The sequence below is a fragment of the Chryseobacterium sp. PTM-20240506 genome, assembly GCF_048296755.1.
Lineage (GTDB): Bacteria > Bacteroidota > Bacteroidia > Flavobacteriales > Weeksellaceae > Chryseobacterium > Chryseobacterium proteolyticum.
This window is the reverse complement of the sequence record NZ_CP182581.1, coordinates 3,210,959-3,230,813: the sequence shown is the minus strand read 5'-3', so window position 1 is coordinate 3,230,813 and position 19,855 is coordinate 3,210,959. Positions and strand designations below refer to the sequence as shown.

23 protein-coding genes and 2 tRNA genes are annotated in these 19,855 nt (G+C 35.9%); 15 read left to right on the top strand and 10 right to left on the bottom strand.

From position 1 onward, the window contains the following. Positions 1-26: 26 nt before the first annotated feature. From ACNFU2_RS14355 to ACNFU2_RS14315, 9 genes are all read left to right on the top strand, one after another. Positions 27-647 (top strand): toxin-antitoxin system YwqK family antitoxin, encoded by a 621-nt coding sequence (locus tag ACNFU2_RS14355; protein ID WP_172281830.1) that lies wholly within the window; start codon positions 27-29, stop codon positions 645-647. A 5-nt stretch (positions 648-652) separates the two neighbouring features. Further along, the gene (locus ACNFU2_RS14350; RefSeq protein ID WP_306613253.1) at positions 653-1,183 is read left to right on the top strand and encodes an RNA methyltransferase; all 531 of its coding nucleotides are present in this window, start codon (positions 653-655) and stop codon (positions 1,181-1,183) included. A 184-nt stretch (positions 1,184-1,367) separates the two neighbouring features. Beyond that, a complete protein-coding gene (locus ACNFU2_RS14345) occupies positions 1,368-2,018 on the top strand; it encodes a CBS domain-containing protein (protein WP_172281826.1) in 651 nt (216 codons plus the stop codon). A 1-nt stretch (position 2,019) separates the two neighbouring features. After that, entirely contained in the window at positions 2,020-2,886 is an 867-nt protein-coding gene (locus ACNFU2_RS14340) for an NAD kinase (protein ID WP_273650299.1), read from the top strand. Positions 2,887-2,955: 69 nt separating this feature from the next. Further along, on the top strand, positions 2,956-4,026 hold the full coding sequence (gene fbaA / locus ACNFU2_RS14335; RefSeq protein ID WP_172281822.1) for a class II fructose-bisphosphate aldolase: 1,071 nt from the start codon (positions 2,956-2,958) through the stop codon (positions 4,024-4,026). Between the two features lie 83 nt (positions 4,027-4,109). Continuing rightward, a complete protein-coding gene (gene accD, locus ACNFU2_RS14330; protein ID WP_172281820.1) occupies positions 4,110-4,964 on the top strand; it encodes an acetyl-CoA carboxylase, carboxyltransferase subunit beta in 855 nt (284 codons plus the stop codon). Between the two features lie 55 nt (positions 4,965-5,019). Further along, entirely contained in the window at positions 5,020-5,529 is a 510-nt protein-coding gene (locus tag ACNFU2_RS14325) for a DUF6973 domain-containing protein (RefSeq protein WP_306613247.1), read from the top strand. 87 nt (positions 5,530-5,616) lie between these two features. Then, positions 5,617-7,020, top strand: a complete 1,404-nt coding sequence (locus ACNFU2_RS14320; protein ID WP_306613245.1) for a nucleoside recognition domain-containing protein — start codon at positions 5,617-5,619, stop codon at positions 7,018-7,020. 49 nt (positions 7,021-7,069) lie between these two features. Continuing rightward, on the top strand, positions 7,070-7,462 hold the full coding sequence (locus ACNFU2_RS14315; protein WP_306613243.1) for a hypothetical protein: 393 nt from the start codon (positions 7,070-7,072) through the stop codon (positions 7,460-7,462). 15 nt (positions 7,463-7,477) lie between these two features. On the opposite strand, the gene ACNFU2_RS14310 is transcribed toward ACNFU2_RS14315, so the two are convergent. The 4 genes from ACNFU2_RS14310 to ACNFU2_RS14295 all read right to left on the bottom strand — a co-directional run bounded on the left by ACNFU2_RS14310 (position 7,478) and on the right by ACNFU2_RS14295 (position 10,227). Then, positions 7,478-8,359: a ferric siderophore ABC transporter substrate-binding protein gene (locus ACNFU2_RS14310; protein ID WP_418122118.1), complete on the bottom strand. Its 882-nt coding sequence runs from the start codon at positions 8,357-8,359 to the stop codon at positions 7,478-7,480. Positions 8,360-8,391: 32 nt separating this feature from the next. Continuing rightward, a complete protein-coding gene (locus tag ACNFU2_RS14305) occupies positions 8,392-8,790 on the bottom strand; it encodes an ExbD/TolR family protein (RefSeq protein WP_306613239.1) in 399 nt (132 codons plus the stop codon). A 91-nt stretch (positions 8,791-8,881) separates the two neighbouring features. Next, positions 8,882-9,586, bottom strand: a complete 705-nt coding sequence (locus ACNFU2_RS14300; protein WP_306613237.1) for a MotA/TolQ/ExbB proton channel family protein — start codon at positions 9,584-9,586, stop codon at positions 8,882-8,884. Positions 9,587-9,765: 179 nt separating this feature from the next. Next, complete coding sequence (locus ACNFU2_RS14295; RefSeq protein ID WP_172281806.1) at positions 9,766-10,227, bottom strand: hypothetical protein; 462 nt, start codon at positions 10,225-10,227, stop codon at positions 9,766-9,768. 168 nt (positions 10,228-10,395) lie between these two features. Here ACNFU2_RS14295 and ACNFU2_RS14290 point away from each other — a divergent pair, with 168 nt between their 5' ends. Both ACNFU2_RS14290 and ACNFU2_RS14285 read left to right on the top strand, forming a co-directional pair. Beyond that, positions 10,396-12,192, top strand: coding sequence for a DUF885 domain-containing protein (locus ACNFU2_RS14290; protein WP_418122115.1), 1,797 nt, complete (start codon positions 10,396-10,398; stop codon positions 12,190-12,192). 150 nt (positions 12,193-12,342) lie between these two features. After that, positions 12,343-12,789 carry a DinB family protein gene (locus tag ACNFU2_RS14285; RefSeq protein WP_172281802.1) on the top strand — a complete coding sequence of 149 codons (447 nt, stop codon included), beginning with the start codon at positions 12,343-12,345 and terminating at the stop codon, positions 12,787-12,789. Here the strand turns inward: ACNFU2_RS14285 and ACNFU2_RS14280 are convergent, their stop codons facing one another. Beyond that, positions 12,790-13,410, bottom strand: a complete 621-nt coding sequence (locus ACNFU2_RS14280) for an endonuclease III domain-containing protein (RefSeq protein ID WP_172281801.1) — start codon at positions 13,408-13,410, stop codon at positions 12,790-12,792. 32 nt (positions 13,411-13,442) lie between these two features. On the opposite strand from ACNFU2_RS14280, the gene bcp reads away from it, so the two are divergent. Then, the gene (gene bcp / locus ACNFU2_RS14275; RefSeq protein ID WP_273650292.1) at positions 13,443-13,892 is read left to right on the top strand and encodes a thioredoxin-dependent thiol peroxidase; all 450 of its coding nucleotides are present in this window, start codon (positions 13,443-13,445) and stop codon (positions 13,890-13,892) included. 84 nt (positions 13,893-13,976) lie between these two features. On the opposite strand, the gene ACNFU2_RS14270 is transcribed toward bcp, so the two are convergent. Genes ACNFU2_RS14270 through ACNFU2_RS14250 form a run of 5 tightly spaced genes read right to left on the bottom strand, consistent with a single transcriptional unit; the run spans position 13,977 to position 18,186 of the window. Continuing rightward, entirely contained in the window at positions 13,977-14,510 is a 534-nt protein-coding gene (locus ACNFU2_RS14270; protein WP_273650291.1) for a GNAT family N-acetyltransferase, read from the bottom strand. Continuing rightward, positions 14,479-15,141 (bottom strand): hypothetical protein, encoded by a 663-nt coding sequence (locus ACNFU2_RS14265; protein WP_273650290.1) that lies wholly within the window; start codon positions 15,139-15,141, stop codon positions 14,479-14,481. The genes ACNFU2_RS14270 and ACNFU2_RS14265 overlap by 32 nt, the downstream gene beginning before the upstream one ends. Positions 15,142-15,168: 27 nt before the next feature. Next, positions 15,169-16,251, bottom strand: coding sequence for a mannose-1-phosphate guanylyltransferase (locus ACNFU2_RS14260; protein ID WP_273650289.1), 1,083 nt, complete (start codon positions 16,249-16,251; stop codon positions 15,169-15,171). A gap of 2 nt (positions 16,252-16,253) precedes the next feature. After that, complete coding sequence (locus tag ACNFU2_RS14255; RefSeq protein WP_273650288.1) at positions 16,254-16,844, bottom strand: SprT-like domain-containing protein; 591 nt, start codon at positions 16,842-16,844, stop codon at positions 16,254-16,256. A 1-nt stretch (position 16,845) separates the two neighbouring features. Then, positions 16,846-18,186, bottom strand: coding sequence for a TolC family protein (locus ACNFU2_RS14250; RefSeq protein WP_273650287.1), 1,341 nt, complete (start codon positions 18,184-18,186; stop codon positions 16,846-16,848). 97 nt (positions 18,187-18,283) lie between these two features. Here ACNFU2_RS14250 and ACNFU2_RS14245 point away from each other — a divergent pair, with 97 nt between their 5' ends. The 3 genes from ACNFU2_RS14245 to ACNFU2_RS14235 all read left to right on the top strand — a co-directional run bounded on the left by ACNFU2_RS14245 (position 18,284) and on the right by ACNFU2_RS14235 (position 19,753). Then, positions 18,284-19,528 (top strand): bifunctional folylpolyglutamate synthase/dihydrofolate synthase, encoded by a 1,245-nt coding sequence (locus tag ACNFU2_RS14245; RefSeq protein ID WP_306613232.1) that lies wholly within the window; start codon positions 18,284-18,286, stop codon positions 19,526-19,528. Between the two features lie 42 nt (positions 19,529-19,570). Then, a tRNA-Val gene (locus tag ACNFU2_RS14240) sits at positions 19,571-19,645 on the top strand. A gap of 33 nt (positions 19,646-19,678) precedes the next feature. Further along, positions 19,679-19,753: transfer RNA gene (locus ACNFU2_RS14235), tRNA-Val, on the top strand. Positions 19,754-19,855: the final 102 nt, after the last annotated feature.

The window sequence follows — 19,855 nt, the reverse complement described above, 5'->3', positions numbered from 1 at the left end:
TTACTATTTTTGAAATAAAAAAATCTATGAAATACATTTTTCTTTTATTATTTTCTGCATCTTCTTTGGCAATAGCACAAAAACCATGTGGATTTAAAGACGGATTACAGGAAGGAACCTGTAAGCAGTTTTTTGAAAACGGACAGGTCAAAGAAATCGCTGAGTGGAAAAAGGGAAAACTGGATGGTGATGCAATCTTTTACTATGAAAATGGAAAAGTTCAGGCAAAAGGAGAATACAAAAAGGATTACAAAATAAAAGAATGGGCATACTACGATAAAAATGGTATCCTGACTTCTAAAGAGGTTTTCAGAAACGGAGAAAAAAATGTCTATGACAATGCTTCTACCGGTACGTTTTATTCACCTTCCGGCACCATCACCGAAATTTCAAATTATAAGTTCGGAAAGCTGAATGGTGAAAGCAAGGTTTTTTATGAGAACGGAAAATCGGTAAAACAAATTGGCTACTACGAAAACGGGATAGCCACAGGAAAATGGAAAATGCTTTATCCATCAGGAAAAGTTCAGCGTGAAACAGAGTTCGCCAACGATAAATGGAATGGAACACGCGTTCATTACCGTGAAGACGGAAGCATTGAAAAAACAGAAATATATAAAGACGGAAAATTAATCTCTACAAAATAATATAATTGGTACATAAATTAAAACTGGAAGAACTCAACAGAATAGATGTTGAAACATTTAAAAAGGTTGAGAAAATTCCTTTGATCGTCATTTTGGATAATGTAAGAAGTATGCACAATGTAGGAGCCACGTTCCGAACAGCCGATGCTTTTTTGATTGAAAAAATAATTCTTTGTGGTATTACTCCGCAACCACCCCACCGTGAAATTCACAAAGCAGCTTTAGGAGCTACAGAAAGTGTAGACTGGGCATATGAAAACAATATCAACACAGCAATCCGGGATTTAAAAAGTCAGGGGTTTGAAATAATTGGCATAGAGCAAACCAGTAATAGTACTATGATCACAGATTTTACCATAGATAAGACTAAAAAATATGCCTTGATACTGGGTAATGAGGTAGAAGGAATAAGTGATGAAGCTTTGGAAAACATTGATGTATTCCTGGAAATTCCTCAACTAGGAACAAAACATTCACTGAATGTAAGTGTATGCGGAGGGCTCGTTATGTGGGAGTTTACAAAGGCTTTAAAATAAAAAACTGCATATGTCCAATAGACAGTGCAGTTTGAAATAAATCTAATAAAAAGTAAAAATGAAAGGCGACAAAGATACTTTATTTTTATTTACAAACAAATTTTTGACCCGGATTTTTCATTTTCACGAAAAAAAAAACGAATATTACAAAACAGTTTCGTTTAATTTTTTATAAATTAGCACAATGTTTATCAAGGACTATATCTCAAAGGATTTCCCATGTTTTAGCCTGACTGACTCAATAGAATCAGCAAGAAGTACATTAGAAGACTTTGGATACACTCATGTTTTCATTAAAAAATCCCATCACTTTTACGGAGCTATTGCCAGAGAGTTTCTTTATGACGCTGAAGGAACATTAAAAGATCTGGAGCACCAGGTTGAACGATTTGCTATTCTTGAGGATAACAATATCATGGACAGCATTCGTTTATTTTATACCTTCAATTCGAATGTAATTCCGGTCATCAATAAAACAGAAAAATATTTAGGATATATCATGTGTGAAGATGTCTTTCAGGATTTATCACGCTATCCTTTGTTTTCTGAATCAGGAGCTATACTTACTGTAGAAGCTCCCGCAAGAAAATATTCCATGACAGAAATTGCCAATATTGTGGAAAGCAACAATTCTAAATTCTACGGTGGATTTATCAGCTTTATGTCGGAAGAAGTGGTTCGGGTAACCATAAAGATCAGCAATGAAAATCTTGCATCTATTGATGCCACGTTCGACCGGTATGATTATAGAATTGTTGAAAAATTCTACTCTGATGAAAAAACAGACCTGTTTAAAGACAGATTTGGCTTTTTCCAAAAATTTATAGAAATATAACATGAAGGCAGCTATATATTCTCAAAAAAAAGATCTTGATACTTTTTTATATTTAAGCAAATTCGTTTCAGAGCTTGAGAGCAGGGGCGTAAAATCTGTTTTATACGATGAAATGGCTGAAGCCCTTCAGTTTTCAAAAATTTTCGAAACCTTTAATAATAAACAGGATCTTGTAGAGAAAGAAGTTGATCTTTTTTTCACATTCGGAGGAGACGGAACGATAGTCAACTCTTTAACCTTTATTGAAGATCTTGAAATTCCTATTGTCGGAGTAAATACAGGAAGGTTGGGTTTTTTAGCCAGCTTTACCAAGGAAGAAGCATTCAAAGAACTTGACGCAATTCTGAAAGGAGATGTAAAAACCAGCCGACGCTCTGTGATCGAAGTGGTTTCCCCAAGATCTGAAGAATTTTTTCCATACGCTTTGAATGACGTTACCGTTTCAAGAAAAGAAACAACGTCCATGATCACCGTAGATTCATTTATCAATGATGAATTTCTGAATGTATTCTGGGGAGATGGTGTTATTGTCTCCACTCCTACAGGTTCTACAGCCTACTCATTGAGTTGTGGGGGGCCTATTATTTCTCCTAATAACGAAAACTTTGTCATAACTCCTATTGCGCCACATAATCTGAATGTAAGGCCATTGGTAGTAAATGACCGTGTTGAGATAAAATTCAAGGTAGAAAGCAGGGTATCCCAATATTCTCTTTCTCTTGATTCAAGACTAATACATATAGAGACTGATCAGGAAGTCGTTATAAAAAAGGCTGATTTCCAGATTCTTTTGGTTCAGCCTAATAATTTAAGTTTTTATGAAACAATCCGCCAGAAACTACTTTGGGGGCGGGACAAAAGAAATTAGCATTTAAGCAAATTTTATTACCTTTACAACAACTTTACAAACACCTAATAATTTATTAAAAAGTAAAACATGAGCAGAATTTTTCCGGCAGGAGTTGCCACAGGTCAATTGGTTACTGATATTTTTCAGTATGCTAAAGAAAATAAATTTGCGTTACCAGCTGTAAACGTTATCGGTTCCAGCAACGTAAATGCTGTTATGGAAACTGCAGCAAAACTAAACTCTCCTGTTATTATTCAGTTTTCAAATGGTGGAGCTGCGTTCAACGCAGGAAAAGGATTAAGCAACGACGGACAAAAGTCTGCTATTTTAGGAGCAATTGCCGGTGCTAGACATATTCACACTTTGGCAGAAGCTTATGGAGCTACTGTAATCTTACATACAGACCACTGCGCAAAAAAACTATTGCCTTGGATTGACGGTTTAATGGATGCTAATGAAGAGTATTTCAGACTAACAGGAAAATCTCTTTATTCTTCCCATATGCTGGACCTTTCTGAGGAGCCTTTAGAAGAAAACATTGAAATTTCTGCTAAATATTTCGAAAGAATGGCAAAAATGCAGATGACTCTGGAAGTTGAAATTGGTGTTACAGGAGGAGAAGAAGATGGTGTTGATAACTCTGATGTAGATAATGCAAAATTATATACGCAACCGGAAGATGTAGCTTACACATACGAAAAACTAAAGGCTGTTTCTGATAACTTTACTATTGCTGCGGCATTCGGTAACGTACATGGAGTTTATAAGCCTGGAAACGTTGTTCTTACACCAAAAATTCTGGATAATTCTCAAAAATTTGTTCAGGAAAAATTCGGAACCGCTGCAAAACCGGTCAACTTTGTATTCCACGGAGGTTCTGGTTCTACTTTAGAAGAAATCAGAGAAGCAATTGATTACGGTGTGATCAAAATGAATATTGACACGGATCTTCAGTTCGCTTATACAGAAGGTGTTAGAGATTATATGGTTAACAATATCGATTATTTAAGATCTCAAATCGGAAACCCTGAGGGAGAAGAAAAACCTAACAAAAAATTCTATGACCCAAGAGTTTGGGTAAGAAAAGGTGAAGAAACGTTCTCTACAAGATTGGTTAAAGCTTTTGAAGATTTAAATAACGTAAATACTTTAAAATAAGAACTGTACATTTGTATTAGTGTAAAACGTATTCATACATTTGCACTAATACATTTTACATTTATACATTAATACAAACAAAAATGGCATTCGACTGGTTTAAAAGAAAAGCAAAAAACATTACCACTTCTACTGATGAAAAAAAGGATGTTCCTAAGGGCCTTTGGCACCAAACTCCATCAGGAAAAATAGTGGAACACGAAGAGCTAAGGAAAAACAATTATGTTTCTCCTGAAGATGGATTTCATGTAAGAATAGGAAGTGCAGAATTTTTTGATATCCTTTTTGATGAAGGTAAATTCACTGAACTAGATGCTAATGTTGAAAGTATAGACATCCTAAACTTCAAAGATACAAAACCGTATGTTGATCGTCTGAAAGAAGTAAAAGCAAAAACAAAACTTACAGACTCTATCAGAAATGCTGTAGGAACAGTGAAAGGCACTGAAATGGTGGTTTCTTGTATGGACTTTGCTTTCATCGGAGGATCTCTGGGATCTGTAATGGGAGAAAAGATAAGAAGAGCTGTAGATTATTGTATCGCACATAAACTTCCCTATATGATCATTTGTCAGTCCGGAGGAGCAAGAATGCAGGAAGCAACTTATTCTTTGATGCAGTTGGCAAAAGTACAGGCTAAATTAGCACAGCTTTCAGAAGCGGGCTTACTGTATATTGCTTATTTATGTGATCCTACTTTTGGAGGAATTACTGCATCTTTCGCAATGACAGCAGATATCATTATGGCTGAACCTGGAGCTCTGATCGGTTTTGCTGGACCAAGGGTAATTCGCGAAACAATCGGTAGAGATTTACCGGAAGGCTTCCAGACATCTGAATTCCTTCAGGAAAAAGGATTTGTAGACTTTATTGTGAAGAGAACAGAAATTAAAGATGTGGTCTCTAAAACAGTAAATTTATTAGCAACACATGCTTAAAAATTTGTAACAAATACGATATAATCTCTCTCTGATTAGGGAGAGATTTTTATTTATGAGAACCTTCAGAATATTTTTCAATACCATTCGGGCCATGAGTTTTAAAAAGATTCTCCGTCTTTTATCTCTTGTTCTGCCACATCCTTTATTTTCCCTATTGAGTTTTTATGCGACTGTTAAAGCCTTCACCATTGCACAGGCTCGTTTTCCTGAAACAGCTTCAAATAATGGAATTGGCAATGCCTTCAGACATGCATTATGGTGTTGTTTTATCTTGATGTATTGTTCCAAGATCTCCTCACCTCAAAAAGCTCTTGATTTCTGCAAAAAAATAACAGATTTACACGAAGAATTATTTCCAAATAAACCTTTGGAAACCAAGATGGACCTTCATAATAATAAGATCGGAATGGATTATTTTATGGAAATTCTTCCTGGTATTCACCGGCAGTTTTTTGAAAAAAGTTTTTTTATAGATGCTTTGGTTAAAAAGATGGACGACGCAAAAGTCCTTAAAAACCTCGATGACGATTTTGAGGGCCATCTTGTATATCTTGAAGAATAAGCCGGTTTAACTAAAAAAACATTGGCCCCTTTGTGTCCTTTGTAGTTTAAAGTATTTTTGATAAGTTTAAACAATTAATTCAATCAAATGGTTTTAAGCAGAATTTGGTCCGCTTTTATTATCGTTGCTATCGCCATTGCAGGCATAAAATATATCTCTTCAAGTCATTATAATACCATTTTCAATGATATGGTAGTAGGAAAAGGAGGAGATACAGTACAGATCGCATCACAAAAAATGAATATGCTTTCTCCCATTATCAGGGACAGTCTCATGAAGAAACCTGATTTTGCAGAAGACAGAATTCATTATAAAACAGACTCATTACAACAAAACGTAAAGGTATATCGTGTTCAGGAAGCTGACGGGGTCATTGGGACGGCAGAAACTGCAGTTAAAATATGCATTGGGCTAATAGGCATCATGACTCTTTTTATGGGTTTTATGAGTATTGCGGAAAAAGCAGGTGGAATCAATTTGCTCAGTCGGCTTATTCAGCCTTTCTTTTCAAAACTTTTCCCGGAAATTCCTAAAAATCATCCTGCTTTCGGCCATATGCTTATGAATTTCAGTGCGAACCTGTTGGGACTTGACAACGCAGCCACTCCTTTTGGACTTAAGGCCATGGAAAGCTTACAGACCTTAAACCCCAATAAAGACACCGCCAGTAATTCCCAGATCATGTTTCTGTGTCTTCATGCTGGTGGAATGACGCTGATCCCGGTTTCTATCATTGCTATAAGAGCCTCCATGGGCTCAAAGACGCCAACGGATATCTTTCTTCCATGTATGATTGCTACTTTTACCGCAACACTGGCAGCAATGATCATCGTTTCTCTTTACCAGAAGATCAATCTGCTTCGTCCAATCGTAATTGCATATGTCGGTGGAATTTCAGCAATTATAGGTTTTTTGGTTTTATACCTTGTCCGGTTGAGTAAAGATGAGCTGGATACATTCAGCAAGGTTCTAAGTAACGGCCTTATTTTGTTTATTTTCTTAGCGATCGTGCTTGGAGCAGTTTATAAAAAGATCAATGTATTTGATGCCTTTATTGATGGCGCAAAAGAAGGATTTACAACTTGTGTTAAGATTATCCCCTATTTAGTTGGAATGTTGATCGCTATTTCTCTTCTCAGGACCTCGGGGGTTTTCGATGTGATCATAGATGGAATGAAATGGGTTGCCAATGCAGCCAGTTTAGATGCAAGATTTGTGGACGGATTACCCACAGCTTTAATAAAACCTCTTTCAGGGTCGGGAGCACGCGGAATGATGGTTGACACTATGTCCACATTCGGAGCAGATAGTTTTCAGGGCAAATTAGCAGCAGTTTTGCAAGGAAGCTCAGATACGACGTTTTATGTAATTGCGGTCTATTTCGGGGCCGTAGCGGTTAAAAACACAAGATATGCGGTAATTGCAATGCTTCTGGCCGATTTAGTAGGTGTTATCACGTCAATTGCGCTGGCTTATTTATTTTTTGCCTAGTATATATCATTTTTACCATTCAATAACCAAACAAACAAGCAACCAGAATATGATTACAGATAAAGAATTTACATTGCGCCTGATCCGTCAACTGACACAGGCCCTGGAAAAACTTATTTTAGACAAGCCTGAAGAAAGTTTGATGCAAAAAGAATTGGATTTTGATTCTCTGATGAAGGATATTTTTAAAATAGATTTTATGGCAATCTCTTCTAAGACAAAGGAAGAAATCATAGAAATCGTGAATGAAAGACAGGAAAGGGATCATAAAGACTATTATGAAATGCTTGGAAACCTTTTTTATTTTAAAGGAAAGGAAACAGAAAACCGCGATTTTCAGGATAAAGCAAAAACCTTTTATGAACTGTATCTTCAGACAAGTGGAATCTTTGCCCTTCCTATAATCAACAGAATCAATGAAATAAAAAAAGCACTTGAATAAAGTGCTTTTGTATTTTTAGAATGTGATCTTATAGGTCCCGATGGATGATGTACTGGCCTTTTCAGCTTTTACATATTTTTTAACCCACGCTACAGAGGTTGAAGATACACAAGGATCCGATATTCCCCCTACTCTTCTTGCAGAGACTACATTTCCGGCCTTATCAACGGTGTAAGCAACTGTAACGGATCCACTGGCTGTACAGTTGTGTTGTGGTTGTGCTCCTCCTCTGCCCATTGTTCCGGGGATGTAGCCAATCAATTTTCTGTCGATTCCTACTTTACTGTCTCCATTTCCATCTCCCCCTAAAGGATCTCCTGCATTTCCTATACCTGTTCCCGTTCCTTGACTGCCCGCTTTTGTTCCTCTTCCTTTTATCAGGTTACCGATTGCCGCATTCCCTTTTCCATCTCCATTTCCGGTTTTAGAATTTGCTGTGGCTCCGGAAGTCTTTTTAGTGTTTTTCGAAGCGGATGAACTTGTCGTTTCTTTTTTATTCGATTTTGATTCTTCTTTTTTCGGAACGTTCGCTTTTTTACTATTTCCGGTGATTACTTTATCTTTGGGTTCAGATTTCTTAGTTTCTGTCTTGGGTTCAGGTTTTACTACGGTTTTAGTTTCAGGAACAACGGCTTCTACAGGTTCGGGAGTAACTTCTTCCGATTTTGCAGCTAAACTTCCTTCCTGTTCTGCCGGTTCTTCGATACCATTTCCATTCCGGTTATCTCCAAAGTTTACCAACATAGTGGTTACAACCTCAGGCTCCTTATTCTGTTCCGGCTTTAATTTATATAGAAAAACAAAAAGCAGGATTGCAGACCATACCAGGATAGAAAGTATTCCACTTTTTATCCGGTCCCGGGTTTCCTCATTTTTGTTTACAGTATAACTTTTCATTTTTTACTAATTACCAGGATCTTAAGTTCCGGTTATTTATCTTTAACAGTTGCAAGAGCAATATTGAATTTATGCTTCTCTGCAATTTCCATGGCAAAAACAACATCTTTATGCAACGTGTTTTCGTCTGCCCGAATCGTAAAAGATTTATTCGTTTGATTGGTTAAATTACTGACAATCGTTTGTTCAAGCTGTTCCCTTGCTACAGGCTTATCGTCAATATAATAAGTTCCGTCAGGTTTAATGGTTACTGTAAGGGGATTCGGTATATTATCATCAGCAGTGCTTGTCTTTGGCAAGTTTACGTCAATAGCACTTTGATTAGCCGCTGAAGATGTTATCATAAAGAAGATCAGCATGAGCAAGATGACATCAGTCATCGCCGCCAAACTAAACTCCGGATTTGCTTTATTTCTTCTTTGAATTTTCATCTGTTTATTCTAAATTTTTATGGGTCAGATGGAATCGCTCTTAATAAGTCTATACAATGAATGTTTTTCACAGCGATTTCATAAGAAAGATTTATAAAGGTTTGTTGATAAGATCCAAAAATTCACCAGACATGTTCTGAGCTCTCAAAACAAATTTATCAATCCTTGTTAAAAGGATATTGTAAAAAAAGTTAGCAGGAATCGCTACCGCCAAACCAACAGCCGTTTGTCCCAAAGCAGTATAAATACCTTCTGACAGTGTTTTCGGAGAGAAAGACCCCGTTGCATGTGACAAATTAAAGAACGCTAATATCATCCCGATAACCGTCCCCAAAAGTCCCAGCATCGGAGCAATACTTGGCACCACTGCTAATAGATTTAGGTTCTTTTCCATGTTGGCTACTTCAACCTGAGCCTGGGATTCCATAGCACTTACAATATCTGAAACAGGCCTTCCCAATCTGGAAATCCCCTTTTCCAATATTCTGCCTTCCGGTGAGTTTTGTCTTTTGCAATAATCTACCGCTGATTCAATTTTACCTTCTTTAATAAAGTCTTCAATATTATTCATAAAATTGGAATCTGTTTTTGAGGACAATCTTTTAATAAAGAAAAACCGTTCAAAAAACAGATATACTGAAAACACACCAAGCAGTAATACGGTCACCATCACTATTTTAGCGAAGGCTCCTCCATGGAACATGATATTCCAAAATGAAAATTCTAAATTGTCTGTGGCAACTGCGGGTGTTGCAATTTGTGCAAATAAGATCTGAGTAAGTTCCGTTAACAGCATTAATGTGAATATTTTATAATGAATTTAAACGACAAAAGTAATGGAATATTATTAATTCATGTCTTAAAAAATGCTTAAAAACAACTTAAATTTTCCATTGCCACATAAACAGCAAATTTCTTTCCAAAAAGAATTTTGAAAAGAAATTGAATATAAAATTATTGAGGAAGATAAATTTTTTAATCTTCGTCTACCTCAATATTATCCTGTTTTAGTTCACATTTAAGTCTAAAAGCAATCGGAGTATCTGATCCTGTGTAAAAATCATCAATCGTTCCCTTCCAGATCAGATCCAATTCGCCTTCTTCATTTTTTTCAAATACCAGCTCATTATCGTAGATAAAAGCATCTTCATCGTCGAACAAATCCACCTCTGTAAAGGTTTCATCTTCAGAATCATTGATGTTTATCGTTTTTCCTTCAAGGTCCGCAGAATCAATAGGAAAGTCGAAAACTTCTAGTGAGAGTTGTGGAAAATTGTATTGTAAAGAATCATCTTCTACATGATCCAAGCCATCATCCGTTATGATTTCAACTTCAAGGAAATGTTGTTGATTACTATAAATAGCCTTGCAATAAGTACTTCTTATATTGTATTTTAACGTTTCGTCCGGATGGTAAATTTTTAAAATCCCTTTCATTATTTCTTAAAAAAGAGCTGTAATAATATGATTGTTAAATGTTTTAAGCAAAGATAAAAAATAGATTGAATTTGAAAAATATTTTGAAAATTATTTTTTCCAAAATCATGATCCTATCTTTTTCTGATCCTCCAATAATACTTACTTTTGTTACATAAAGATTCTGAAATGAAAAATTTTTTATCAAAAAGTATTTTAAGCTTAGGATTGGTGATAAGCCTGACAGCGTGTAAAAAGTCTGACTCCCCTTTAACGAAAGTAACTCCAACGAATTTAGACTCCATTGCTTCTAACTATTATGAACAATATCTGAAACTGTATCCTCTTGATGCTACTTCTCAAGGAGACACAAGGTATAATGATCAATTACCTATTAATATTGATAAAGATTTTATTTCAGGAGAAATTGCTTTTTATAATTCTATTCAGAACCAATTAGATAAAGTGGATTATAAAAATCTCTCTGATGATGATAAAGTAGTTTATGATGTACTGGATTATACCTTAAAAGACAAAATAGAAGCCTATGCGTATCATCCGGAATATATTCCATTCAGCCAGTTTACAGGACTTCCTCTGAACTTTCCCCTGTTTGGCAGTGGAGAAGGAAGCCAGCCTTTTAAAACAGAAAAAGACTATGCGGACTGGTTGCAGAGAATGAATAAATTTCCGGTGTGGATGGACACTGCAATAGAAAATTTTAAAGAAGGAATTAGCAATAAAATAGTTTTGCCTAAAAAGCTCATTGTAAAGATGATTCCCCAGATGAAAGCGGAAGAAATCATTACTCCGGACTTTGAAAAAAATATATTTTACGGTCCTATCAAAAAATTCCCTAAGAATTTCACCCAGGCACAAAAAGAAAAGTTCACCACACTTTACAAGGATGCTATTCTCAAAAAAATCATTCCTGCCTACACAAAAATGGGTAACTTTTTAGAAAAGGAATACTTGCCTAAAGGCAGAGATACAGATGGTTACAACAGCTTACCAAAAGGAAACGAAATTTACCAGTACTATGTAAAAAGCTGGACAACAACCAACAAGTCTCCTGAAGAAATTAATAAAATCGGTATTCAGCAGGTGGCCATGCTTCGTTCAGAAATGGAGAAGGTAAAACAGCAGGTCGGATTCACAGGAAGTCTGGAAGAGTTTATAACATTTGTAAAGACAGACCCTAAGGCAATGCCTTACAAAACGTCAAAAGAAGTTCTGGCTGGTTTTAACGGAATCTTAGCCAAAATAACTCCGAAACAGAAAACCATGTTTAATGTAACTCCGAAAACAAAATTTGAGATCAGACAGACGGAAAAGTTTAGAGAGGCCACCGCAAGCGCTGAGTATACTCCCGGAACTCCTGACGGTAAGAGACCGGGTATCTTTTACGTTCCCCTTCCGGATCCGGCAAAATTCAATGTAACTTCCGGAATGGAATCCCTTTTCTTGCATGAAGCGATACCAGGACATCATTATCAGGTTTCTCTTCAGCAGGAAAACACAAAGCTTCCTAAGTTTATGAGATTCGGGTGGTTCGGAGCTTATGGAGAAGGCTGGGCGCATTATTGTGAAACATTAGGTCCTGAGTTTGGATTGTATACAGATCCTTATCAGAAAATGGGATATTTAAGCGACCAGATGCTGAGAGCTGTAAGGTTGGTTGTGGATACTGGACTTCATACAGGAAAAATGACCCGAGAGGAAGCAATTAAATACTTTCTAAGCAATATCTCTTATGATGAAGCAGGAGCAACTGCAGAAGTGGAAAGATATATGGCAATGCCGGGACAGGCGCTGGGATATAAAATCGGTTCTTTAAGAATACGTGAGTTGAGAGATCAGTATCAGAAACAGCTAGGAAAGAAATTTAATCTGGCCAATTTCCATGATGAAGTTCTAAGCCAGGGTTGTCTTCCACTTGATGTTTTGAACAGAAAAATGGAACTTTGGGCGAAGAAGCAAAAGTAATCTTTTAAAAAAATAAAAAATTAATATTTTTGATGGAGCAGTTTATTAAAATTGCTCCTTTTTTAAGTTTAATGGTAATTAATTTTTTGCAAAGAAGCTTGATGATTCCTTCTTTCAAAGACACAATCAATAACAGACAAAACTATAAACATGACAATTGAATCTTTACAATCTCTCTTTGCCAGAGATTTAAATAAACTAAAAGCAGAAATTGAAGCTTACCATAATGAAGCATCTATTTGGAAAACAGATAAAAACATTGCTAATTCTGCAGGAACCCTATCTCTTCATCTGGTCGGAAACCTGAGCCATTTCGTAGGCGCTATCCTTGGAAATACCGGATATATAAGAAACCGTGAACTTGAATTTTCTTTAAAAGATATTCCAAGAGCAGAGTTACTTCGACAAATTGAAAATACTCTTGAAGTTGTAAACTCCTCTTTAAATAACCTTACAGATGCTGACCTAGAAAACGAATATCCTTTTGAACCATTGGGATACAAAATGACAACCGGATATTTTCTGATTCATCTTATGGGACATTTAAGCTATCATTTGGGACAGATCAATTATCACAGAAGATTACTGGATAGCTGATTATTTTTCAAACATCATCTTGGTAATGAAATCTTTATCTCCTTTTCCCCGTGCCGGAGAATATTCTCTTCCATAGAAAATGATCTGGAGATGAAGTTTATTCCATACATCCTCCTTCCAGATATTTTTGGCATCCTTTTCTGTTTCCACAACATTTTTCCCTGAAGTAAGCTTCCATTGGGTCATTAATCTGTGGATATGAGTGTCGACAGGAAATGCAGGAAATCCGAATCCCTGGCTCATGACCACCGAAGCTGTTTTGTGTCCTACGCCTGGTAAAGCCTCAAGCTCCTCATAAGTTTGCGGCACTATACCATTATGCCTTTCAAGCAATAATTCCGCCATCCTTTTCAGGTTTTTGGCTTTAGTATTTGACAGCCCGATCTCTTTGATAAGTTCTTTGATCTCTGAAACTTCAAGCTTCGCCATTTTTTCCGGTGTTCCTGCTACTTTAAAAAGTTGTGGTGTTACTTCATTCACCTTTTTATCCGTCGTTTGTGCTGAGAGTGCGACGGCGACCATCAATGTATAAGCATCGGTGTGCGCAAGCGGAACAGGAACTTCAGGATATAATTTTTCTAATTCAAGCTGAACAAGCTCAGCTCTTTGCTTTTTTGTCATGTAACCACTAAATTTGAACAAAAATAAACAATATGTTGAAAGTAGGCGACAAATTACCCGAATTTGAAGGGACCAATCAAGATGGAGAAACAATAAATTCATCTAAACTCATTGGAAAAAAACTAATTATCTTCTTTTATCCGCAAGCCAACACTCCAACTTGTACTGTGGAAGCATGTAATCTGAGTGATAATTATTCGCAGCTAAAAAAAGCAGGATTTCAACTTTTAGGTATCAGTGGAGATTCTGTAAAAAAACAGAAAAACTTTCATAGTAAATTTGCTTTTCCTTATGATCTGATTGCAGATGAAAATCGTGATGTTATCGAAAAATTTGGTGTTTGGCAGGAGAAAAAGACTTTTGGCAAAACGTATATGGGAATCGTGAGAACTACTTTTATCTTTGATGAAAAAGGCATCTGCACAAGAGTTATTGATAAAGTAACCTCGAAGACTGCAGCAGAACAAATTTTAGAAGGATAAAATTATATAATAAAACAAACCTTTAAACAAAGTCCATACTAGGAAGGCTGTTTAAAGGTTTGTACTATTTATTTTAAAGAAATTTTATTCGGTTTCGTAGTATCTCAATTCTTCATTATCCCCTGGAAGACTTACGTATTTTTGAAATTTCAATCCCAGCTTTTCAATTAGCTTTTGAGAAGAAAAATTATCTTTAGAAGTAATGGCAGATATTTTCTTTAACCCAAAGTCATCCATACCGATAGATTTAACTTTTAAGGCAGCTTCATAAGCATATCCTTTGCCTTCAAATTCATCCAACAAAGAAAATCCTATATCTAATATTTCCAGTCCTTCCCGTTCGAAAATTCCTACTGCACCCACCTTATTATTTCCTTCTTTAGTTATAACAAGATAGTTTCCAAATCCTAACCGTTCCAATTGAGGGAGAAACCTGTTTTTGATATAGGCTTCGGCATCGGAGACATTCTTAAGATGACGGTCACCAATAAACTGTATAAACTTTGGTCTGTTGTAAAGATCAAATATAAACTCACGGTCATCCACGGTTATCGGACGAAGGATAAGTCTTTCTGTTTCGTAGAAATTACCTTCTTTTGGGTGATTTTTTAGACTCATCTTTAGATTCTTCTTTTTTTTCGATTTTTAAAAGCCTTGGATTATTGGCACATTTCTTATTATAAAGCTCTATATAAGTCCCATTATCTTTTACCTGAGTAACTGCTCCTGAAGCTTTATTTACAGTTAATGTAAAATGGGTTTTCTGATAAGGACATTCCTTTGACGTTAATTTTCCTAAATCCAGGTAATAGTTAGATTGATCTTCATAATAATTTCCTGCTACATCCTTAAATTCTTCATCGATCATATAACCATCCACAGTAGCTAAAATGGCTGCTTCCTGAACATTATCTATCTTTCCGACAAACTTTTTTAAGGCATCAAGATCCGTAACGTAATTAATTTTTCCACCGGAGGAATAAACGATGTAATAAAAGCTATCTTCATCCGGAAATAAATCAAATCCTGATGTCTGAGGAATAAAGTCTTTTTTAGTTCCTGAAACTTTTAATTCCTGATCTTTTCCATAGGTATTGTAATTCAACACCCAAAAGTCAATTTTATCGTTAGGCTCTATTCCCTGCAAAACATTAGGAATGCTCGAAAATTTTATTTTTGCCTGTGAATAAGCTGATATTCCTAAAAGAATAAAAGCAATTACCATACATCTTGAAATTAATTTTCTCATAGTTCCGAGATTAATAATGGAGAATTACTACATAAATTTTTCCCCTTTTTTAAAGTTTTTCAGATCCAGAACATAATCTTTTATAAGCTGATCGTTATCTCTGGGACAAATAAGCAAAGCCTTATCCGTATCTACAATGATGTAGTTTTCTAATCCATCTATAACTACCGCCTTATTGTTACTTTTTACACGAACGATATTTCCTTTGGAATTATATGCCAAAAGATATTTTAGTTTTACTGTATTTTCGTTCTCATCTTTTTCAGCATTTTCATAAACCGAGGTCCATGTTCCTAAGTCACTCCAACCCAGATCGGAAGGTATTACATAAACATTTTTTGCCTTTTCCATAATCCCGTTGTCAATGGATATTTTCTGTACCTTAGGATAAATAAGTTCTATACAATTGTCCTCTGCTTCACCATTATATTCACATGCCATAAAATGCTGGGTCATTTCCGGAAGGTAAGTTTCAAAAGCACGATGGATACTTTTCACATTCCAGATGAAAATTCCGGCATTCCAAAGGAAATCCCCACTCTCTAGGAAACTTTGGGCTATCTCAAGTATTGGCTTTTCAGTAAATGTTTTAACTTTAAAATAGTCTGCTCCCTTTTTGTCTACAAACTGAATGTAACCATATCCAGTATCCGGTCTGGTTGGTGTAATCCCCAATGTCACCAGATAATCATTTTTAGAAGCCAGATCAAAGGCCAACTCAACCTTCTCCAGGAAAACATTTTCCTTCAATATCAAGTGATCTGCCGGTAGAACTATTATTGTAGCATCAGGGTTAATTTCAGCTATTTTATTGGCCATATACAAATTACAGGCAGCAGTATTCTTCATCAGAGGTTCTCCAACAATATTTTTTTCCGGAATTTCAGGGAGCTGCTGATGGGAAAGATTCACATATTCCTTATTGGTAATAACAAATATATTCTCATCAGGAATAACCTTACTGATCCTGTCATACGTCTGTTGAATCATGGTACGTCCAACACCTAAAATATCCTGAAATTGTTTTGGAAACTTCTGCGTACTCATAGGCCAGAATCTACTACCAATTCCACCTGCCATGATAACACAGTATTTATCTGATTTTGACATGCTTAACTACATTTTTCTACCCTTGCCAGAGGTTTGAAAGAATACTTCCTTCCAGTAGCCAGGTTCTTACAAAGATAGTTTTTTTTAATCAGACCTTCTAAAAAATACTTTTCGTTTCTATAGATGAAGTAATCTCCTTTCTGCAACTCTTCTATAAACTGAAGCTTATCATCTTGTTTTTCAATATGGAAATACTTGACCAGATCCGGACTGGCCATAAAGTTAGCCTTTGGAGATCTTGAAAATTTTACAATAATTGGCTGAAGAGCATCTTCATATACCTCAACACTTTCAAGAAGCATTCGTCTGAAAGTATCTTTCCACTCATTACCATGTGGAGAAATTCTTCTGCCATATTTTTCAAAAGCAATGAGATGGGCCAGCTCATGAGTCAGAACAAAGAAAAACAGTTGAGGCGCTAATGTAGAATTGATTGTAATTTCATGGGAATTATCCGGGAGCTTTCTGTAATCTCCCAGTTTTGAATTCCTGTTTCTTGTAATCTTTATATGAATATAGTAATCTGAGAACCAGATTTTTAAATACTGAAGCGTGTTCTGTGGTAAATATTTTTCTAGTGACTGGATAGACATTTTACAAACTTAGTGGAATTCCTGCATAGAAATTCAACAATTTAAGACTAAAAAGATAATTATACTTAGCCTGCGCCACCGAACCCGCTGCATTAGCGTAATTATTTCTTGCCACGTTTAGGTCAAAAATAGTAGTCCGCCCTGCAGCATAACTTTTATCTGCAAAATCCAATGACAATTTTGTGCTTTTTGCAGCTTCTACAGCAGCAACATAAGCTTCATAATTAGCTTCTACGTCGAACTGGGCTTTCTGTACATTTTGTCTTACCGTCTGTTTTTGTTGTTCTAAAGTATTCTTAGCCGCACTTTCATTAATTCTTGACTGCTCTACCTGAAGTTTTGTAATTCCCTTGTTGAAAATAGGAACGCTGATAGATAAGCCTGCCTGTTGCCCGAAATTATCTTTATATTGCTGAAATAAGTTTCGTTCCGCGATATAAATCAATTCATTTCCTGTATTATTGGTATTAAGCAGGTTATTGTAAAAACTTCCGATCCCTGCACTTGCTGTTACCGTAGGCCAGTATGCTGTTTTAGATACTTCAGTTTGAGCTTCCGCAGATCTTATTCTGCTTTCCGCTGCTTTTATTTGCGGTTGATTTTCGTATGCTGTGTTCAAAACCTCATCCACAGATTTTAATTGTGGGGCCAGATCATCTGAGACAACTACATCTTCAACATCAAAATCTTTGTAATCCTGCAATTGTAAAAGTTGAGCAAGTGCAAATAGACTTCTTCCGGTGTCAATTTCAGCTGTTTTGAGGTTTTGTTTTTCTCTTGCCAATGCAGATTGAGCTTCTGCAAGCACTGTTTCAGCAGTGGTTCCTACCTGGGTAGTGATTTTTGCCCTGTCATATTGTTTTTGAGCATTGTCAACAGCACTTTGTGAAATTTTAATAATTTCTTTTTTAAGTAATGTTGTTAAATATTGCTGTGCGATCTGCAATGAAATATCATTCTTTATGGTTTCGATATCATATTGACTTGCTTCTACATCAAACTGTGTTTTTCTGACAGTTTTTTCTAGTCTTCCATTATTATAAACCAGGATATCAGCTCCCAGACTGGCATTATTACTGAATCTGTCATTTCTAAGACTTCCTGTTCCGAATGACGTCTGTCCAAAACTGACTGTATTTCCTATACTTGCTGATAAAGAAGGTAAATATCCTTTTTTAGCAATTTTAAGATTAGAATCCTGGACTTGTTTAGAGTATTCATTTTGGATAACCTGAAGGTTATGCTTCACAGCATAATCCACACATTCTCTTAAGGACCATTTTTTCTGAGCATTCATACCCAGGAAAGTTAATCCGAAAACGATAGTCCAAACTTTTTTCATATTAAGATTTTACCATATTAGACGTACCAAATATAAAAAAGTTACACATTTAAAAATTATTGTTTCATTTTAATAAAACTTTTGAGAATTTTGCATCATGACAACCAAAGAATATCAGGAAGCCGTTGATTGGCTTTTCGTGCAGGCACCCAACTATCAGATTGACGGAGAGAAGGCTTATAAGCCTGGACTTGACAATATAACCAAGCTATGTGCATTTTTTGACAATCCACAGGAAAAAATAAAATGTATTCACATCGGAGGCACCAATGGTAAAGGTTCAACCAGCAATATGCTTGCTTCTATTCTTCAGGAAGCCGGCTACAAAGTTGGAATATACAATTCTCCACACCTTATTGATTTCACAGAGCGTATCAAAGTAAACGGGAAAAACTGTAACAAAGAATTCGTTTTTGATTTCATCACAAAATTAAAAACATTACCCAACGATATTTTGCCTTCGTTTTTTGAATTTACCACTATAATGGCTTTCGAATATTTTTATCAACAGCAGGTAGATTTTGCAATTATCGAGGTAGGTTTGGGAGGAAGACTGGACTCAACCAATATTATAAGGCCTTTAGTATCTGCTATTACTAATGTACAGCTGGATCATCAGAATATCCTGGGAAATACTATAGAAGAAATAGCCCGGGAAAAAGCAGGTATTATCAAAAACGGAATCCCTATTATATCCGGGGATGAAAATGAAGTTGTAAAAAATATCATCCGTACTAAAGCGGATCAAAATAATGCAACATTTGTCGATGCAACCACATTGTCATCGGGTTTCGCTTCGGATCTGAAGGGAAACTATCAACAGAAAAATATCAGGGTGGTTTTAGCGTTAACTGATGAGTTGTTAAAACTGAATGTTGAAATTTCTGAGAAAAACATTACAGACGGATTATTACATGTTCATGAGAATACCGGATTTATCGGCAGGTGGTTTGAATTTTCAAAAACCCCGCTTACTATTTGTGATACAGCGCACAACCAAGCTGGTCTGGAACAGGTCTTCTCGCAGCTTAATTCCATTGGCTGTAAAAAGCATGTGATTTTAGGTTTTGTTAATGATAAAAAAATAGATGAAGTGATGAGTTTATTACCTGAAAATTCTACATTCTATTTTGCAAAACCATCGATTCACAGAGGACGTCATCCGAAAGATTATGAAGATTTGCTTATAAATGCAAAAATAATTTATAAAATTTTTGATTCTGTACAGGAAGCGTATTTATCTGCAAAACAAGAATGTACAAATGACGAAATGATTTTTATTGGCGGAAGCAACTTTGTAGTAGGAGAATTTTTAGAAAAAAATTTGGAGATTTCCAGATAAGTCGTATATTTGCACCACTCTAAACGAGAAAACAAGTATAGAGGGTTCTTAGCTCAGTTGGTTCAGAGCATCTGGTTTACACCCAGAGGGTCGGGGGTTCGAATCCCTCAGGACCCACAGAAAAGGAAACGAAACCTTTCAAAAAAATTCGGGTTCTTAGCTCAGTTGGTTCAGAGCATCTGGTTTACACCCAGAGGGTCGGGGGTTCGAATCCCTCAGGACCCACAGAAGATCTCTCAAGAAATTGGGAGATCTTTCTTTTTTGATCTTACCTTAATTCCTTAAATTTTCAAGTCTTTTCAATTCAATTCATTAAATTTGATCAAC

What these genes read in the sequence shown, in the direction of transcription:
- ACNFU2_RS14355 (WP_172281830.1), top strand. Translation starts at nt 27, where the DNA reads ATGAAATACATTTTTCTTTTATTATTTTCTGCATCTTCTTTGGCAATA.
- ACNFU2_RS14345 (WP_172281826.1), top strand. Translation starts at nt 1,368, where the DNA reads ATGTTTATCAAGGACTATATCTCAAAGGATTTCCCATGTTTTAGCCTG.
- ACNFU2_RS14340 (WP_273650299.1), top strand. Translation starts at nt 2,020, where the DNA reads ATGAAGGCAGCTATATATTCTCAAAAAAAAGATCTTGATACTTTTTTA.
- fbaA (WP_172281822.1), top strand. Translation starts at nt 2,956, where the DNA reads ATGAGCAGAATTTTTCCGGCAGGAGTTGCCACAGGTCAATTGGTTACT.
- accD (WP_172281820.1), top strand. Translation starts at nt 4,110, where the DNA reads ATGGCATTCGACTGGTTTAAAAGAAAAGCAAAAAACATTACCACTTCT.
- ACNFU2_RS14325 (WP_306613247.1), top strand. Translation starts at nt 5,020, where the DNA reads ATGAGAACCTTCAGAATATTTTTCAATACCATTCGGGCCATGAGTTTT.
- ACNFU2_RS14320 (WP_306613245.1), top strand. Translation starts at nt 5,617, where the DNA reads ATGGTTTTAAGCAGAATTTGGTCCGCTTTTATTATCGTTGCTATCGCC.
- ACNFU2_RS14315 (WP_306613243.1), top strand. Translation starts at nt 7,070, where the DNA reads ATGATTACAGATAAAGAATTTACATTGCGCCTGATCCGTCAACTGACA.
- ACNFU2_RS14310 (WP_418122118.1), bottom strand. Translation starts at nt 8,359, where the DNA reads ATGAAAAGTTATACTGTAAACAAAAATGAGGAAACCCGGGACCGGATA.
- ACNFU2_RS14305 (WP_306613239.1), bottom strand. Translation starts at nt 8,790, where the DNA reads ATGAAAATTCAAAGAAGAAATAAAGCAAATCCGGAGTTTAGTTTGGCG.
- ACNFU2_RS14300 (WP_306613237.1), bottom strand. Translation starts at nt 9,586, where the DNA reads ATGCTGTTAACGGAACTTACTCAGATCTTATTTGCACAAATTGCAACA.
- ACNFU2_RS14295 (WP_172281806.1), bottom strand. Translation starts at nt 10,227, where the DNA reads ATGAAAGGGATTTTAAAAATTTACCATCCGGACGAAACGTTAAAATAC.
- ACNFU2_RS14290 (WP_418122115.1), top strand. Translation starts at nt 10,396, where the DNA reads ATGAAAAATTTTTTATCAAAAAGTATTTTAAGCTTAGGATTGGTGATA.
- ACNFU2_RS14285 (WP_172281802.1), top strand. Translation starts at nt 12,343, where the DNA reads ATGACAATTGAATCTTTACAATCTCTCTTTGCCAGAGATTTAAATAAA.
- ACNFU2_RS14280 (WP_172281801.1), bottom strand. Translation starts at nt 13,410, where the DNA reads ATGACAAAAAAGCAAAGAGCTGAGCTTGTTCAGCTTGAATTAGAAAAA.
- bcp (WP_273650292.1), top strand. Translation starts at nt 13,443, where the DNA reads ATGTTGAAAGTAGGCGACAAATTACCCGAATTTGAAGGGACCAATCAA.
- ACNFU2_RS14270 (WP_273650291.1), bottom strand. Translation starts at nt 14,510, where the DNA reads ATGAGTCTAAAAAATCACCCAAAAGAAGGTAATTTCTACGAAACAGAA.
- ACNFU2_RS14265 (WP_273650290.1), bottom strand. Translation starts at nt 15,141, where the DNA reads ATGAGAAAATTAATTTCAAGATGTATGGTAATTGCTTTTATTCTTTTA.
- ACNFU2_RS14260 (WP_273650289.1), bottom strand. Translation starts at nt 16,251, where the DNA reads ATGTCAAAATCAGATAAATACTGTGTTATCATGGCAGGTGGAATTGGT.
- ACNFU2_RS14255 (WP_273650288.1), bottom strand. Translation starts at nt 16,844, where the DNA reads ATGTCTATCCAGTCACTAGAAAAATATTTACCACAGAACACGCTTCAG.
- ACNFU2_RS14250 (WP_273650287.1), bottom strand. Translation starts at nt 18,186, where the DNA reads ATGAAAAAAGTTTGGACTATCGTTTTCGGATTAACTTTCCTGGGTATG.
- ACNFU2_RS14245 (WP_306613232.1), top strand. Translation starts at nt 18,284, where the DNA reads ATGACAACCAAAGAATATCAGGAAGCCGTTGATTGGCTTTTCGTGCAG.